This window comes from Flavobacterium sp. CG_9.1, assembly GCF_015751645.1.
GTDB lineage: Bacteria > Bacteroidota > Bacteroidia > Flavobacteriales > Flavobacteriaceae > Flavobacterium > Flavobacterium xanthum.
Window position 1 is genome coordinate 23,518 of the sequence record NZ_JADOVC010000017.1, and the last position, 16,353, is coordinate 39,870.

The following is a 16,353-nucleotide window of genomic DNA, read 5'->3' on the forward strand; positions in this document are numbered from 1 at the left end:
ACTGCAACAGTAAACACAAATGACCAAGAATACATGACTTTAGTATTAAAAAAAAATCTCCCACATTGTGGGAGATTTCCATTTTATATGGATGTAACTGCTTTTAAACGGCGTACATTTTAGCTCTTAATTCCTGTACTTTTTCATCATCTAAGTAATCGTCAAAAGTCATATAACGATCAATTGCTCCATTAGGCGTTAATTCAATCACACGATTTGCAACCGTTTGAGAAAATTCATGATCATGTGTGGTGAAGATAACGGATCCTTTAAAGTTTTTTAATGAATTATTAAAAGCCGTAATCGATTCTAGATCCAGGTGATTCGTAGGCTCATCCAGCATCAAAACATTAGCTCGCTCCATCATCATTCGAGACAACATGCAACGTACTTTTTCTCCTCCAGATAATACTCTACATGTTTTCAAAGCTTCTTCTCCTGAGAAAATCATTTTTCCAAGAAAACTACGAATGTTTACCTCATCCCGTTCCTCTTCAGTTTTTACCCACTGACGCAACCAGTCTACAAGTGTGTAATCACTCTCAAAAAACGAATGGTTTTCTACCGGCAAATACGCTTGGTTTGTTGTAACTCCCCAATCATACGTTCCTGAATCTGCCTTTTTATTTCCGTTTAATATTTCATAAAATGCTGTTGTTGCACGTGAATCTTTAGAGAAAAGAACGATTTTATCGCCTTTGGCCATATTTAAATCTACTCCTTTAAACAAAATTTCTCCTTCAATAGTAGCGCTTAAATTTTGCACATTCAAAATTTGATCTCCTGCTTCACGCTCTTGATCAAAAATAATTGCTGGATAACGGCGACTTGATGGCTTTATCTCCGAAATATTCAACTTACTAATCATTTTTTTACGAGAGGTAGCTTGTTTGGATTTGGCTACATTCGCACTAAAACGACGAATAAATTCTTCTAACTCTTGTTTCTTTTCTTCAGCTTTCTTATTTTGCTGTGCACGCTGTTTAGCAGCTAATTGACTGGATTCATACCAGAATGTATAGTTTCCTGAATAATGATTTATTTTGCTGAAATCTATATCCGAAATATGCGTACAAACAGAATCTAAAAAGTGTCTGTCGTGAGAAACTACGATAACTGTATTTTCATAATTTGCTAAGAAATTTTCTAACCAAGCAATAGTTTCAAAATCCAAATCATTGGTCGGCTCATCCATAATAAGCAAATCTGGATTTCCAAATAAGGCTTGTGCCAAAAGGACACGAACCTTTATTTTTCCTTCCAAATCTCCCATTAAAGTGTAATGATGCTCTTCTGTGATTCCAAGATTGGACAACATCGATGCCGCATCAGAATCCGCATTCCAACCATTCATTTCTTCAAATTGAACTTGCAACTCTCCTATTCTGTCCGCATTTGAGTCGTTGTAATCTAAATACAAAGCATCCATTTCTTTTTTGATCGCATAAAGGGTTTTATTCCCCATCATAACAGTCTCCAATACGGTGCTTTCGTCAAACATATTATGGTTTTGGTTTAAAACCGACATACGTTTACCTGGTTCCAAATGAATATGGCCTGAAGTTGGATCCATTTCACCTGCAATTATTTTAAGAAAAGTAGATTTTCCAGCGCCATTGGCTCCGATAACTCCATAAATATTGCCGTGTGTGAAGGTCGTATTTACTTCGTCAAACAAAATTCGTTTGCCAAACTGAACTGATAAATTATTTACTGTTAACATGAATGTTTATTTTATAAAATTTTTGCAAAAATACGAAAAAAATACCGATTTACTGAATTCCAAAAATACATTTTGAGCAGTAAAATTTACGCTCGTTTGTAGTAATTTAAAAAAAAATCCTGTTCGTCGCGACGAACAGGAATTCAAATATCTTATTTCAGAAAGCCTGCGTTAACTTTATTTTATTTCTACTAATTTTTTCAGGCTCGTGTAAACAGCTAATTCGACATCGGCAGGACTTCTAGTATTGCATTTTTCTAATAAATCCTTCATTAAAGTTGGATTTACTTTCTGTTTTTTATCCATTTCAAGTAAAAGCTGCTCTGCTAAATCACTCAAAATTTGAGACAAAGGCAAAAGGGGCTGTACAAGAGGAGCATTGGTACTTAAAGCAATTAAATCATTATTCATCACAACCCATTTCTTAAAAAAGTTAGTCACAGCGCTACTATTAGCAACGGTTTTATTGTCTAGATAGGTATTGACTGTTTCGTTAAAATCCAAAGCCTGAGCCGCATCGGCATTACAAGCATCCGCAAATAAGGTTAATGGAGAATGCATGCGGTATTTTTTTCCGCCTCCGTTGCGCTTGTAATTTTTCAGTGGTTCACATAGGTTCGAAAAATCATTCAATGCTCGTGTATCTTGATTGTTGCTGATGTTTCTCAAAATCACTTCTTTGTTTCTAATATGCGTAATTCCGAGTTCTTCTAATCGAAAAGAGATAGTTTTCAACCTTTTGCGCAAGCTTTTCATATCAGTCACTTCTGCATTTGACCATAATCGCTCAGCTATTGCGGCGGTTCTTGGCCAAATTCTCGAATCTATATTTAAAGGTGTTACGAGTTCGCTCCACATCGCTGCTTCGCCTCCTAAAACTCTAGCTTTTTCTTCTGGACTAAGAATGATTTTTTTAGGTAAGGGATCATTCAAATAATGACTTTCTAAACCCAGCATCAAATCAATGTAATACCCATTAGACAAAACGGTATTGTAACCACTCTTTGCGGCTTTGATCAAAGCTCCACCAGCTTCTTGACCTTCATTTGTCCCTCTCCAAGCATGTATTATCGCATCTTTAGACATGTTTTCAGTCATTATTTCTTCCCAACCCATTAATTTCTTGTTGTGTTTCTTCAACATTGGAATCAGCTTCATGTTGAAATACGTTTGCAAATCGTGGTTGTTCATTAAATTATTATCACGCTTGAATTTTTGAATAGCGGGGTTGGCATTCCATTCTTTCCCATTGTTTTCGTCACCACCAATATGAAAATAACTACCCGGAAACAGTGGACATACTTCATCAAAAATCGAGCTTAAAATTTCATACGTTTTTGGATTTGTTGGGTCTAAAGTTGCATTGAAAATTCCTGAATTTCTTTGTACTTCGTACCTAATTTTGCCTTCGCCTACTTTACTTCCTATTTCTGGATACGCAGTCAACAATGCCGAAGCATGTCCAGGAACATCAATTTCGGGAATAACCAAAATCCCTCTTTCACCAGCATATTGTACAATGTTTTTGATTTCTTCCTGAGTATAAAAATTACCATCTGAGGCTAATTCTGTTAATTTTGGATGATTTTTCAATTGAATTCTCCAACCTTGATCATCGGCTAAATGCCAATGAAAAACATTCATTTTCATCGAAGCCATAGCGTCAAGATTTCTTTTAATAACATCAACCGGCTGGAAATGTCGTGCCGCATCAATCATCAAGCCTCTCCAAGTAAAACGTGGTGAATCTGATATTTCAACAACTGGAAAATAATACGAAGTACTGTTATTTTGAAGCAATTGCAATAAAGTTTCCAAGCCATGCAAAGCCCCTAAATCATTACTAGCATTAATAATTATTTTATTGGAAGTAACGGTCAACTGATAACTTTCATCTTCGTTAATTTCAATTCTTCCATTGCGAAGACAATTAATTTGTAATTCGGCTTCTAGTTTTTCGTTGATCTTCGTTAAAAAGGCTTGCTCCAGAAACAATCCCGTTCTGCCATCTAATCTTCGCAGGAAATTAGTAGCGCCAATGAAAATCCGTGGATTAGGGTTTCCCGTGATATTTATCTTAAAATTTTTGCTTAAAGCAAAAGTACCAGTGCCCAAATTTATGTTTTGAGGCCAAGGCATGAGGTTTAATTGTTCTTCCTTTATCTGAGCATTCGAGATAAAATGTGCCATTAACAAAATTAAAAAGTACTTCATAACTAATAGGTATTCAAAAAAAATTTAATAATCAAAACGTTTAAAAGCCTCGATAGCCTCATATTCAGCTAAGCCTAAATCATCATACAATTTTGCTGTATGCTTATTGCGTTCTTCGGCGCGCACCCAAAATTCTCTAGAATCATTGCCTTGAAACATCACCCGATCTTTTTGGGATTGATGGTACAAAATAGCGTGTCTTTTCAGCATAACTTCCTCAGGACTTAGCGGAACAGCCATATCTATTTCATGAATTTCCCACTCATGCCAAGCGCCCCGATACAGCCATAACCAACAATCGTTCATAAAAGGTTGAACTTTCAAAGCGGCCATTGCAGCAAAAATTGCGTTAAGGCAAACTTCATGTGTTCCGTGCGGATCGGCAAGGTCACCCGCAGCAAAAACCTGATGCGGTTTTATTTTTTTGATAATTGCTTTCACAATTGCGATATCCTCAATACTTATTGGATTCTTTTTTATTAGTCCTGTCTCGTAAAAAGGCATATCTAGAAAATGAATATTCGACTCTTTCAAGCCTATGTATCGCACTGCAGCATGGGATTCACGCCGTCTTATAAGTCCTTTTAGTCTGCGAACTTCTAAACAATCCATTTGGTTTTCTGACTTGTTATTCAAGAAATCAATTACGGATTCAAAATTAATTTTAGACTCATCACTACCCACAAAGTCTTTGCCTACTTCCGCATATTTTAAAGCCTCTTCGTCAGTAACTGCTATGTTTCCTGAAGTTTGATATACTACATGAATATCATGTCCTTGCTTTATGAGTTTTGAAAAAGTACCTCCCATGGAAATCACATCATCATCAGGATGCGGACTGAATAGAATGATTCGCTTTATAGCTGGATTTGCTCTCTCGGGTCTTTTTGAATCGTCTTTATTAGGCTTTCCTCCAGGCCATCCGGTTATGGTATGTTGCAAAACGTTGAACATAGTAATATTTAAATCGTATGCGGATCCTTCTAAAGCAAGCAAATCAGACATGCCGTTATTGTTGTAGTCTCTATCAGTCAGTTTTAATATGGATCGATTGGTTTTTAAACACAACCAAACAATCGCTTTACATTTAAGTTCTACGGTCCAATTGCAGTCTTGAACGAGCCACGGCGTTTTAAAACGGGTTAGCTCTGAAGCCGCTGATTGATCCAAAACAAAAGTAGTATTAGTATGGTTTTGTAAAAAAGTCGCTGGAATTTCTGAGCTTATCTCGCCTTGCGTTGTTCTATTAATAATATCGGCTTTATTTTGGCCCCAAGCCATCAAAACAATTCTTTTAGATTTAAGAATAGTTGAAACACCCATGGTAATGGCTCTTTTTGGGACGTTTTCGATTCCATTAAAATCAGATGAAGCATCCACTTTTGTTATATGATCTAAAGTTATTATTCGGGTACCCGAATTTATATGAGAACCAGGTTCGTTAAAGCCCACATGACCCGTGCGACCAATTCCTAACAACTGAAAATCAAGTCCACCAGCATTTTTTATTTCATTTTCATAGGCGATACAATAGTCTTTCAGTGCATCGATTGGCACTATACCGTCTGGAATATTAATATTTTCAGGTTTAATATCGATATGATTGAACAAATGCTCGTGCATAAAATAATGATAACTATGATGATTCTCCTTCTTCAAAGCATAGTATTCATCCAAATTAAAAGTAACGACATTGCTAAAACTAAGGTTCTCTTCGCGATGCATACGAACCAATTCTTCATAAACCTTAATGGGAGATGAACCTGTAGCCAAGCCAAGCACACAAATTTTATTTTGAGACCGTTTAGAAGCAATCAATTGAGCGATTTCCTGCGCAACTAGTATTGATGCTTCTGAAGCAGTATTGAAAATTTCAATATGAATTTTTTCAAATCGTGTTTCTTCAAATTTTCCGGCACTTTCATAACTAATATCTCTTTTTATTTCTGGAGCAATTTTCATATCCTGTTTTTAAAACTGATTTATAAAGATAACTTATTTTAAAATAGCTAGTAAAAATCAATCCAAAACAAATGAATAACCAACTTGTCGGCCTAAAATTTTATTAAATAACAAAAATAAGACTCTTTTTTCACCAATTAAAAATAGATCGAACCTCTTATCCAAATCCTCTCTGTTTCAGAATGAGCAAAAAGTTTGAAAAAAAAGCAGGTATTTTAAACAAAAATTGGTTATTCAATAATTCTAACAATATTTAGTCTAAATTATTTTTTTTTAATTTACTTAACAAATATATTTACGGTCTTACAGCGATAAAAAGTATTTTTTCAATAATCATTAACCACTTTATACTTATGAATTCAGAACAAACAAAGTCCAATAATTCCGCGCTTTATACACTTATAACCGTATTTTTCTTTTGGGGTTTTATTGGAGCTTCAAACGGAATATTTATTCCATTTTGCAAAGCTAAATTTGGATTAGATCAATTTCAAAGTCAACTGATTGATTTTGCTTTTTATGGCGCTTATTACATTGGTGCTTTATTGCTTTTTATTTTTAGTAGTATTGCTAAAAAAGACATTCTAAACGGTTGGGGATTCAAAAAAGGAATTATTTATGGCTTGTTGGTCAGCACATTTGGGGCTGTACTTATGATAATTGCAGTTACACAAGGAAGTTATTTGTTCATACTTGGCGCTTTATTTATTGTTGCACTTGGTTTTTCATTACAACAAACATCGGCACAACCTTTTGCAGCGTCTCTGGGTGAACCACATTCAGCTTCAAGCCGACTAAATCTTGCTGGAGGTATCAACTCGTTAGGAACCACAATAGGCCCGATCGTAGTTTCTATTGCTCTATTTGGTGTTATTGCAGGTGTAAATATTGAAGAATATGCTCAAAAACCAGATTCATTGGATTCCATGAGAATTCTTTATGTTTTTGTAGGAGGACTATTTTTATTGGCAGCTGCCTTATTTCAATTTTCTAAAAAATTGCCATCTGGAAAAAGTGATCCTACTTTTGAAACGGCGAATAAAGCAATGAAAACCTTAATTGCCATCACTGTAATATTGGTTGCCATTTTTGCTTACATCTTTTCTCGTTATGAAGAGCCTGAATTTATCACTCGTTTTATAGAGAACAAAGAAAAAGATTATTTAGGATTAGCATTAACGGTTTCAACACTTTTAGTAGTGGTAATTGGTTTATTGTTTGCCAATACAACCGCTCAAAAAAATCCTGAAGGATGGGGAGCTATGAAATACCCCCAATTAGTTTTGGGAATGCTAGCCCTTTTTGCTTACGTTGGTGTCGAAGTTACAATAGGAAGTAACCTTGGCGAATTATTGGTAACGGCTGATTTTGGTTCAATTTCAGGTCCAGCTTTAGCACCCTACATGTCTATGTATTGGGGAAGTTTAATGATTGGGCGTTGGGCAGGAGCCATTACGGTTTTTAACCCATCATCACAATTAAAGAAAATTTTACTTATCGTAGTTCCTTATGTTGCATTTGGAGTAGTTTTAGCGGCAAACGCTATTTCTGGACAAGATGTAACCCCTTTATACGCGTATGCTTTTGTAATTTTGTTCCAAATCGCTGGTTTCTTTTTAGGAAAAGACCAACCGTCAAGAACCTTAATGATTTTTGGTATAATGGGAATGACAGCCATGCTTATTGGATTATTTACTACCGGAACAATTGCAATTTTTGCTTTTATGAGCGGTGGTTTATTCTTAAGTATCATGTGGCCGTCTATCTTCTCTTTAGCCATTGCAGGTTTAGGAAAATACACATCACAAGGTTCTGCCTTTTTGGTGATGATGATTTTAGGTGGTGGAATTATCCCGCCATTGCAAGGAAAATTAGCGGATATCATCGGAATTCATACGTCTTACTTTATTCCTGTTTTATGTTTCGCTTTCATCGCATTCTACGGATGGAAAGTAATTGGAATTTTAGAAAAACAAGGAATCGGAAAAGAAATAGAAGTTGGTGGAGCACACTAATTTCAACACAAACTAACCAAAACCAAACCAACAAAAAATCCCATTCGCCGCGGCGAATGGGATTTTTTTATTTAACTGAGACTAAAAACTGCTCACTGAAAACTTTTTTATTTATTTCCTTTTTCGAAATCAGCTACAAACTGCGCCAATCCAATATCAGTCAAAGGGTGTTTCAACAATCCGTAAATAGCTGAAAGTGGTCCAGTCATCACATCAGCACCAATTTTTGCACAGTTTACAATATGCATGGTGTGACGTACTGAAGCCGCAAGAATTTGAGTTTCATAACCGTAATTATCATAAATTAATCTGATTTCTTCAATCAAAGCCAAACCATCTGTAGATACATCATCCAAACGACCGATGAATGGAGAAACGTAAGTAGCTCCCGCTTTTGCAGCTAATAAAGCCTGTCCAGCAGAGAATACTAACGTTACATTCGTTTTAATTCCTTTGTCCGAAAAGTATTTAGCCGCCATCACTCCTTCTTTAGTCATAGGCAATTTCACAACGATTTGCTCGTGTAAATCCGCTAATTCTTCGCCTTCTTTAATCATTCCGTCGTAATCCAAAGCATTAACTTCGGCACTTACATCACCATCAACTAGGTTACAAATGTCAACATAATGCTTCAAAATGCTGTTTTTACCTGTAATTCCCTCTTTAGCCATCAACGAAGGATTGGTTGTAACGCCATCCAAAACGCCTAATGCCTGTGCTTCCTTAATTTGAGCTAAATTAGCCGTGTCAATAAAAAATTTCATAGTATTTATATATTTAATTGTGTGTGTTTTTTATTTGTGCGTGACCACAAGGGTCAGGCTTTTCGCTGTATCCTCGCTAAAAAGCGAGGGATGCCGCTACAATCCTTCACGCAAATACGGTGCAAAATTACAATTTATAATGGTTCATCAGCATTTTTTCATATACTTTATCAGGCAAAATTCTTTTTAAAACAATAGAGATTTTTTGCATAAAAGCACCCACTTTGTAGTGAATATTAGGTTCCGGAGTTTGGATAATCTGATAGACCGCTTCGGCCATTTCATTTGGATTACTGCCACTATCCACATGTTCATCCATTGTTTTCAACGTATTTCCGTACGGAGTTTCGTAAGCTGAACCTTTTATAACCGGAGCATGAAATCGTCCCGCAGCAATATTTGTTGCAAAATCACCTGGCGCTACATTTGTTATATGGATTCCAAAAGATTTAACTTCCATTCGCAAGGCTTCAGTTATGAGTTCAAGTGCGCCTTTTGAAGCGGAATAAATACTTCGATAGGGCAAACCCATATAACCTGCAATGGACGTCACATTAATAATTAATCCTGATTTTTGAGCACGCATTTGTGGCAATACGGATTTCATTACTTCGATTGGACCAAAAAGATTAGTCTCAAAATTATTTTTAATCTCTTGCATTGGAATTTCTTCCAATGGCCCTGTAATCCCTACACCCGCATTATTAATAACAACATCTAATCTTCCAGCAGTCGCAATCACTTTGGCAACAGCCGCATGAATCGAGTCTGCATCCCTAACATCCAAAGCCACTAAAGGAAAAACCGAATTCAAGATTCGCTCCGGATTCCTGCTGGTTCCATACACAACAAAACCTTTATGATGTAAAAACTCCCCAATAGATTTCCCTATTCCCGAAGAACCTCCTGTAATTAGAACTACTTTATTCATGTTTCTTGCTGTTTGTGATACGAAAGGTCCAAAAATAAAAAAATCCTCCCGAAGGAAGACTACTTATTATTTTGAATTTAAAAAAAATGGCAAGCGACCTACATCGCATCGCTCAACCGCTTACCCTTGCTATGTTCCCATCCTGGGGGAGTCTGCAGGAGCTGATCGTGTAGGACTTGCCGGTGCAAATATACAATCTTTTTATATTTTTGCAAGAGCTTTATTCATTAAAAATATCGTTGTATATTGGGGTATTCAAAATCCAAACTATGAGAAATTATAACTTCCTATCTATCATTTTATTAGGAATCACTTTAGCCAATTGTAACCAGATAAAAAAAGGCGAAAATACTTCATTCACCTTTGATAATTCAAAATTTAAGGAACAATACAAGCCACAAGAAGCGCTTTCTATGGAAATTTTGAACTTAAAAGAACAAACAGTAGACAGTATCATCTATTTTGTAAATGACAAAAAAATAGCTTCTAAAATGGGTTTGGAGAAACTAACTTTTGAATTAAAAGACCAAAAACTAGGCTACCAAAACCTTAAAGCATTGGTATATTTTGGAGAAGAAAATTCAGAAGCTACCGCTAGAGTAGAACTGGTTTCTGAAATTCAACCTAAATTGTTGAAATATACTATTGTAAATACTTATCCACACGACATCGGAGCCTACACACAAGGTTTAGAATTTTATCGTGATACTTTATACGAAGGAACTGGACAATATGGAAAATCTTATTTAAGAAAAACCGATTATAAAACAGGGAAAGTACACAAAGAAATTAAACTTGATTCCAAATACTTTGGCGAGGGAATCACAATTCTTAACAATAAAGTGTACCAACTGACTTGGAAAAATAATGAAGGGTACGTTTATAACGCAGATACTTTCAAAAAAGAAAAAACGTTTACTTATTTCAAACCTATCGAAGGTTGGGGATTGACAAATGACGGGAAATATTTATATCAATCTGATGGAACTGAAAAAATTTGGATTATTGACCCAGCCACATTTAAAGAAGTTGACTACTTAAACGTATATTCTTTTGAAACAAAAATAAAAGCAATCAATGAACTCGAATGGATTGACGGAAAAATTTATGGAAATGTGTATCAAAAAGACGCTATTGCAGTCATCAATCCGAAAAATGGAGCGGTCGAAGCAATTATCAATCTTGCTGATTTGAAGAAAAAAATAACTCAATTGCCAGACACGGATGTTCTAAACGGAATCGCCTACAACCCAAAAACAAAAACCATTTTTGTAACCGGAAAGAACTGGGATAAAATGTTTGAAATTAAAGTTTCAGAGTAATTTTATATAAAATGACAACATTAATCATCAATATCAAAGAATTACTGCAGGTTCGGGATGCTGCAATTTTGAAGGTTTCAGGTGCCGAAATGGCGGTTCTTCCAACAATCAACAACGCCTATTTAGTAATTCAAAATGAGCTTATTTCTGATTTTGGTTCAATGGAAGACTTGCCTAACATAAATCCAGAAAAGTGTATTGATGCAGACGGAAAGATAGTTTTACCATCTTGGTGCGACAGTCATACACATATTGTGTATGCCGGCAACCGAGAGCAGGAATTTGTAGACCGAATCAATGGGTTGACGTACGAGGAAATCGCTAATCGTGGCGGTGGAATATTAAATTCCGCTAGAAAACTCAATGAAACTTCAGAAAGCGAACTGTACGACCAGTCCAAATTTCGACTGGAAGAAGTGATGCGTTTAGGAACCGGAGCAGTAGAAATCAAATCGGGATATGGCTTAACTGTTGAAGGAGAGTTGAAAATGCTGCGCGTCATTCAACGCTTAGCTCAAAATTATCCTATTACGATAAAAGCAACTTTTCTTGGTGCTCATGCTTTCCCCTCAGAATTTAAAGAAAACCATCAAGGTTATATCGATCTTATCATCAACGAAATGCTGCCTGCAATAGCCAAAGAAAAGTTAGCGGATTTCATCGATGTTTTTTGTGAAACTGGTTACTTTACTGTTGCCGAAACGCAAGAAATCATAAAAGCTGGAATTTCATTTGGCTTAAAGCCAAAGATTCATGTCAATCAGTTCAACTCTATTGGCGGAATTCAAGTTGGAGTGCGACAGGAAGCACTTTCTGTAGATCATCTAGAAGTAATGACTGTCAATGATCTTGAATCTTTAAAAAATACAACTACAATGCCAGTGGCGCTGCCTTCATGTTCCTATTTTTTGAGTATTCCGTATGCTCCAGCACGAGAAATGATTGCAGCTGGACTTCCTTTAGCGCTAGCAACGGATTATAATCCGGGTTCTACTCCATCGGGAAATATGAATTTTGTAGTGGCTACGGCCTGTATAAAAATGAAAATGACGCCTGAAGAAGCCATTAATGCCGCCACAATAAATGGAGCTTATGCCATGGGAATTTCTGAAACCCATGGAAGTATCACTATTGGCAAAAAAGCAAATCTAATTATCACGAAACCCATTCCCTCCTATTATCAACTGCCTTATGCTTTTGGCAGTAATTTAATTGACACCGTATTCATAGAAGGAAAAATAGTTGCATAAAAAAAGAGGAACATTACGTTCCTCTTTTAAATAATTTTCTATAAATGATTATCTTAAGATAAAACTTGTTTTAGAAACTAATACATCTCTATCAAAAATATTGATAAAATACGTTCCTTTAGCAAAATCTTTTCCTCTTAAATCTTCAGAAACTTGAATTGTTTTATTTTCATATTTCACATTAGTTAAAAAACTATAGGTTAATGTGTTTTCTCCAAAGTTCTCTGTTTTCTTGTCCCCTAAAACATTGTTTTTACTATCAATTACTTGAACGTAATATGTTTTTTCACCAGATTTAGCAATAGCATTTTCAGCAATTGTAAAATTAACTCTCAAAACATCAGCTCTACTTGCTTTGTCCGTTTCAATTTGTTTACCAGAACTACGTAATTTAAAAGCCGATCCTCTTGTGTTCAAAACTGTTAGTTTCGATCCTATTTCTACCGCTTTAGCTAATTCTTCGTTTTGCCCAACCAATGCTTCATTGTATTTTTTAGACTCTCCTAGCACAACAACAGTACTATCACGTTGCACTGTAAGTGTTGTGTTAGCCTTTTTTAAGTTGTCGTTCTCCGCCATTAGAACTTTCATATTCCCTTGCAAAGCATTGAATTGACTTCTATATTTTGACAAAGAAGCCACATCCCCTTTTGATTTACTTAGGTCTGACATTAAGTTAACCACTTTATCTCTTTCTAAAATTAACTCATCAGACATTGAAGTGTTTTCTGAAATAGCAGCATCGTAAGTCGATTTTAGTTCCTGTAGATCTTTCATTACCGTTTCTTTTTCGGTCAATGTAGCTTTCAATTCTGTTTTAACTGTATCTGCATCAGAGGTCATTTTGAATATGTAGATTAAACTACCTACTAATAAAATAGCCAATACTGCTACAACCGCTTTAAGACTTGAACTGCTTTTTTGATTTTCCATCTCGCTTTAATTTTTTAATTTATTTACAAATTTAACATTATATAACCACCTGATAACGTAAGTTAACACAATTATATTATTTTTGAATAAAAATTATTTTTTTAATGGACAAAATTATCCCGTTTACCATCAAAGATCTTGCAAAAATAACCAACCACAGAAGTGGCGAAATAAAATTTGGAGAGAAAATGTTAACCATTCCAAAAGATGCAGATCCCACTGATTTTTTAAAAAAATGTGAGGCTAAATATGTGCTCTTTGGAATTCCCGAAGATATAGGCATAAGAGCTAATTATGGCAGACCTGGAGCAGCTTCCGCATGGGATAGTGCGATAAAAAGCATTGCAAACATTCAGCACAATCGTTTTTGTAAAGGCAGTCAACTTGTGGTTCTAGGACAGCTAGATGTAAGTAAACTCACGAAAAATGTAGAATCACTAGACTTTAATGATATTGATGACCGCTCTAAATTGAGTCAGCTCGTCGATAAAATTGACAAAGATGTTTCACACATTATATTTAATTTAGTAAAATTAGGCAAAACACCAATTGTTATTGGCGGCGGACACAATAATTCTTATGGAAATATAAAGGGAACGGCACTCGCCAAAGGCAAACCTATAAATGCAATTAATTTTGATGCCCATTCTGATTTTAGAATTCTAGAAGGGCGGCACAGCGGCAATGGTTTTTCGTATGCTTATGAAGAAGGTTTTTTAAAAAAATATTTTATTTTTGGGTTGCATGAAAACTACACTTCCAAAAGTGTTTTGGATATTATCAAAAAAATCGAAGATCGGGTGCGCTATGCCACGTATGATAGTATCAGCATTAGAAGAGAAAAGGAATTTGATAAAGAAATGGCACACGCGCTAGAATTTGTAAATGACGATTTCTTTGGAATTGAAATAGATCTCGATGCCATTCCAAATATTGCTTGTAGTGCAATGACCATGAGCGGTTTTTCAGTAGAACAACTTCGACAGTTTATTTCGTTTTTTGGCAAAAATAAAAATGCATCCTATTTGCATATTTGCGAAGGCGCTCCAGATTTAGGAGAAGAAAAAAACAATCACCTTATTGGCAAATTGATAGGATATCTAATTACTGATTTCATTAAATCCAACACGATCTCTCCGGTTCAAATTCCAACTTCATTAACTAAAATACTCTAAAGTAGTGCCTGACGGACCTACAAGCACCCATCAAAAATATTAATACTATCTTTGCAAGACTATCTATGTACCTAATACAAGATAATTAATATCAAAAATATGTTATTCGAAGATTTACCACTCTCAAAAAGTATACAAAGAGCCGTATTTGAACAAGGCTATTTAGAGGCAACTCCAATACAAGAACAAGCAATTCCAATCGTTTTATCTGGAAGAGACATGATTGGTTGTGCTCAAACTGGAACAGGGAAAACTGCTGCTTTTGCTATTCCTATTATTCATCAACTTCATAGAATCGTAGGTTCGTCTAAAAAAGCAAGCCCAATCCGTGCCTTAGTTATCACCCCAACTAGAGAATTAGCCGTTCAAATTGGACAAAATTTTGACCAATATGGCAAATACACAAACTTAGTCCAACTGACCATTTTTGGGGGAGTTTCCCAAGTGCCTCAAGTAGAAATGCTTAAAAAAGGAATAGATATCCTGATTGCTACGCCAGGACGTTTACTAGATTTGGTAAAGCAAGGGTTCATAGATTTAGACCATTTACATACATTAGTTCTTGATGAAGCTGATCAAATGCTGGATATGGGATTTGTAAATGATGTCAAAAAAATTGTAAAGTTGACGCCTAACAACAGACAAACACTTTTATTCTCTGCAACAATGCCAATTGCAATAAGAGAGTTGGCGGAGATGTTTTTAAAAGACCCAGCAACAGTTACCGTTTCGCCTGTTTCATCAACTGCGGAAAATGTAGAACAACGCGTCTATTTTGTTGAAAAAGGAGAAAAGAGAAATTTATTATATCATTTAATAAAAAACGAAAATTTATCTAATGTTTTAGTTTTTTCAAGAACAAAACATGGAGCTGACAATGTTGTCAAAGCCTTGCGAAAACATGATATTGCTGCCGAAGCTATTCATGGAGATAAGTCTCAAAATGCAAGACAACGTGTTCTTGATGGTTTCAAAAATAAAGAAATCAAAGTTTTAGTTGCTACTGACATTGCCGCCAGAGGAATTGATATTGACCAATTACCATTTGTCATCAATTTTGATTTACCAAATATTCCTGAAACGTATGTACATAGAATTGGTAGAACTGGCCGCGCTGGAAATGAAGGTGTTGCCATTTCTTTTTGTGGTAAAGATGAGCATCAATATTGGAAAGACATTCAAAAATTAATTAAAGTAGATGTAAAAATAGTAAGTGACCATCCTTATGGTTGGCATTCTGGAAGTCCAGAGACTGCCCCTGCATCAAAACAAGGCAACTCTAATCGAAGCGGTGGAGCCCATAAATCAAGAAAATCAGACGCTAGCAAGCAAAACAAAAAAAGGTGGTATTAACACCGTTTTCAACTGTCAGAAATACCTTTTTAACTTTAGTTAAAATACGTAAATAAACGTCAACTATTTGTTTTTCAACGTTTTGTATTTATTATTTTGGATTAGAATAAATTATATCAGTACATTTGATTTAAGATATTAAAACAATTAAATACAAAATTATGGAAACTTTAGTTAAAAGAAACGGCTTTTTCCCATCAGTAAATACTTTATTTGATGACATCTTTTCAAAAGATGTATTCGATTGGACTGATAAAAATTTCTCCTCCAATGGATCAAATTTACCCTCGGTAAATTTGAAAGAAACAGAAAATAAATTAGAAGTGGAATTAGCAGCTCCCGGATTAAAAAAAGAAGATTTTAAAATTGAAATTGACAACAACATGCTAATGATTTCTTCTGAAAAGAAAGTAGAAAAAGAAGAAACTCGAAAAAAAGATAATTATGTTAGAAAAGAGTTTAATTATCAGTCGTTCTATAGATCGTTCTCTTTGCCCGAATATGTAGACGAAAGTAAAGTCGAAGCCACTTATAAAGATGGGATTCTACATGTTGAGATTGCCAAAAAACCGGGGATCACGAAAAAAAAGCATCAAACAATTACAATAAAATAAAGAGGATTTTCACTTTTAGCCTCTATAACTTTATAATCGTTAAACCTTAAAGCTGTTAAAATAGTTTAGGGTTTAGCGATTTTATGTTAGATGTAAA

Annotated in this window: 12 protein-coding genes and 1 other RNA gene; 6 read left to right on the forward strand and 7 right to left on the reverse strand. The window is 35.2% G+C overall.

The genetic code is table 11. From position 1 onward, the window contains the following. Positions 1-103 precede the first annotated feature (103 nt). The 3 genes from IWX83_RS10415 to nagB form a co-directional block, all read right to left on the reverse strand. Positions 104-1,723 (reverse strand): ABC-F family ATP-binding cassette domain-containing protein, encoded by a 1,620-nt coding sequence (locus tag IWX83_RS10415; protein ID WP_196829546.1) that lies wholly within the window; start codon positions 1,721-1,723, stop codon positions 104-106. 177 nt (positions 1,724-1,900) lie between these two features. Continuing rightward, a complete protein-coding gene (locus IWX83_RS10420) occupies positions 1,901-3,937 on the reverse strand; it encodes a beta-N-acetylhexosaminidase (protein ID WP_196829548.1) in 2,037 nt (678 codons plus the stop codon). A gap of 24 nt (positions 3,938-3,961) precedes the next feature. Further along, positions 3,962-5,899 carry a glucosamine-6-phosphate deaminase gene (gene nagB, locus IWX83_RS10425; protein ID WP_196829550.1) on the reverse strand — a complete coding sequence of 646 codons (1,938 nt, stop codon included), beginning with the start codon at positions 5,897-5,899 and terminating at the stop codon, positions 3,962-3,964. A 353-nt stretch (positions 5,900-6,252) separates the two neighbouring features. Between nagB and IWX83_RS10430 the strand changes: the two genes are divergently transcribed. After that, entirely contained in the window at positions 6,253-7,914 is a 1,662-nt protein-coding gene (locus IWX83_RS10430) for an MFS transporter (protein ID WP_073353075.1), read from the forward strand. Between the two features lie 107 nt (positions 7,915-8,021). Here the strand turns inward: IWX83_RS10430 and fsa are convergent, their stop codons facing one another. From fsa to ffs, 3 genes are all read right to left on the reverse strand, one after another. Further along, on the reverse strand, positions 8,022-8,678 hold the full coding sequence (gene fsa, locus IWX83_RS10435) for a fructose-6-phosphate aldolase (protein ID WP_073353076.1): 657 nt from the start codon (positions 8,676-8,678) through the stop codon (positions 8,022-8,024). 127 nt (positions 8,679-8,805) lie between these two features. After that, a complete protein-coding gene (locus tag IWX83_RS10440) occupies positions 8,806-9,609 on the reverse strand; it encodes an SDR family oxidoreductase (RefSeq protein ID WP_196829552.1) in 804 nt (267 codons plus the stop codon). A gap of 84 nt (positions 9,610-9,693) precedes the next feature. Then, an RNA gene (gene ffs, locus IWX83_RS10445) (signal recognition particle sRNA small type) lies at positions 9,694-9,791 on the reverse strand. 87 nt (positions 9,792-9,878) lie between these two features. Here ffs and IWX83_RS10450 point away from each other — a divergent pair. Both IWX83_RS10450 and hutI read left to right on the forward strand, forming a co-directional pair. Next, positions 9,879-10,931, forward strand: coding sequence for a glutaminyl-peptide cyclotransferase (locus IWX83_RS10450; protein WP_196829554.1), 1,053 nt, complete (start codon positions 9,879-9,881; stop codon positions 10,929-10,931). 11 nt (positions 10,932-10,942) lie between these two features. Continuing rightward, the gene (gene hutI / locus IWX83_RS10455; RefSeq protein WP_196829556.1) at positions 10,943-12,181 is read left to right on the forward strand and encodes an imidazolonepropionase; all 1,239 of its coding nucleotides are present in this window, start codon (positions 10,943-10,945) and stop codon (positions 12,179-12,181) included. Between the two features lie 48 nt (positions 12,182-12,229). On the opposite strand, the gene IWX83_RS10460 is transcribed toward hutI, so the two are convergent. Then, a complete protein-coding gene (locus IWX83_RS10460; RefSeq protein WP_073353080.1) occupies positions 12,230-13,114 on the reverse strand; it encodes a hypothetical protein in 885 nt (294 codons plus the stop codon). 104 nt (positions 13,115-13,218) lie between these two features. Between IWX83_RS10460 and IWX83_RS10465 the strand changes: the two genes are divergently transcribed. The 3 genes from IWX83_RS10465 to IWX83_RS10475 all read left to right on the forward strand — a co-directional run bounded on the left by IWX83_RS10465 (position 13,219) and on the right by IWX83_RS10475 (position 16,256). Then, positions 13,219-14,289 (forward strand): formimidoylglutamase, encoded by a 1,071-nt coding sequence (locus tag IWX83_RS10465; RefSeq protein WP_196829558.1) that lies wholly within the window; start codon positions 13,219-13,221, stop codon positions 14,287-14,289. A 99-nt stretch (positions 14,290-14,388) separates the two neighbouring features. After that, the gene (locus IWX83_RS10470) at positions 14,389-15,642 is read left to right on the forward strand and encodes a DEAD/DEAH box helicase (protein WP_073353082.1); all 1,254 of its coding nucleotides are present in this window, start codon (positions 14,389-14,391) and stop codon (positions 15,640-15,642) included. Between the two features lie 161 nt (positions 15,643-15,803). Beyond that, the gene (locus IWX83_RS10475; protein WP_073353083.1) at positions 15,804-16,256 is read left to right on the forward strand and encodes an Hsp20/alpha crystallin family protein; all 453 of its coding nucleotides are present in this window, start codon (positions 15,804-15,806) and stop codon (positions 16,254-16,256) included. The last annotated feature ends 97 nt before the right edge of the window (positions 16,257-16,353 follow it).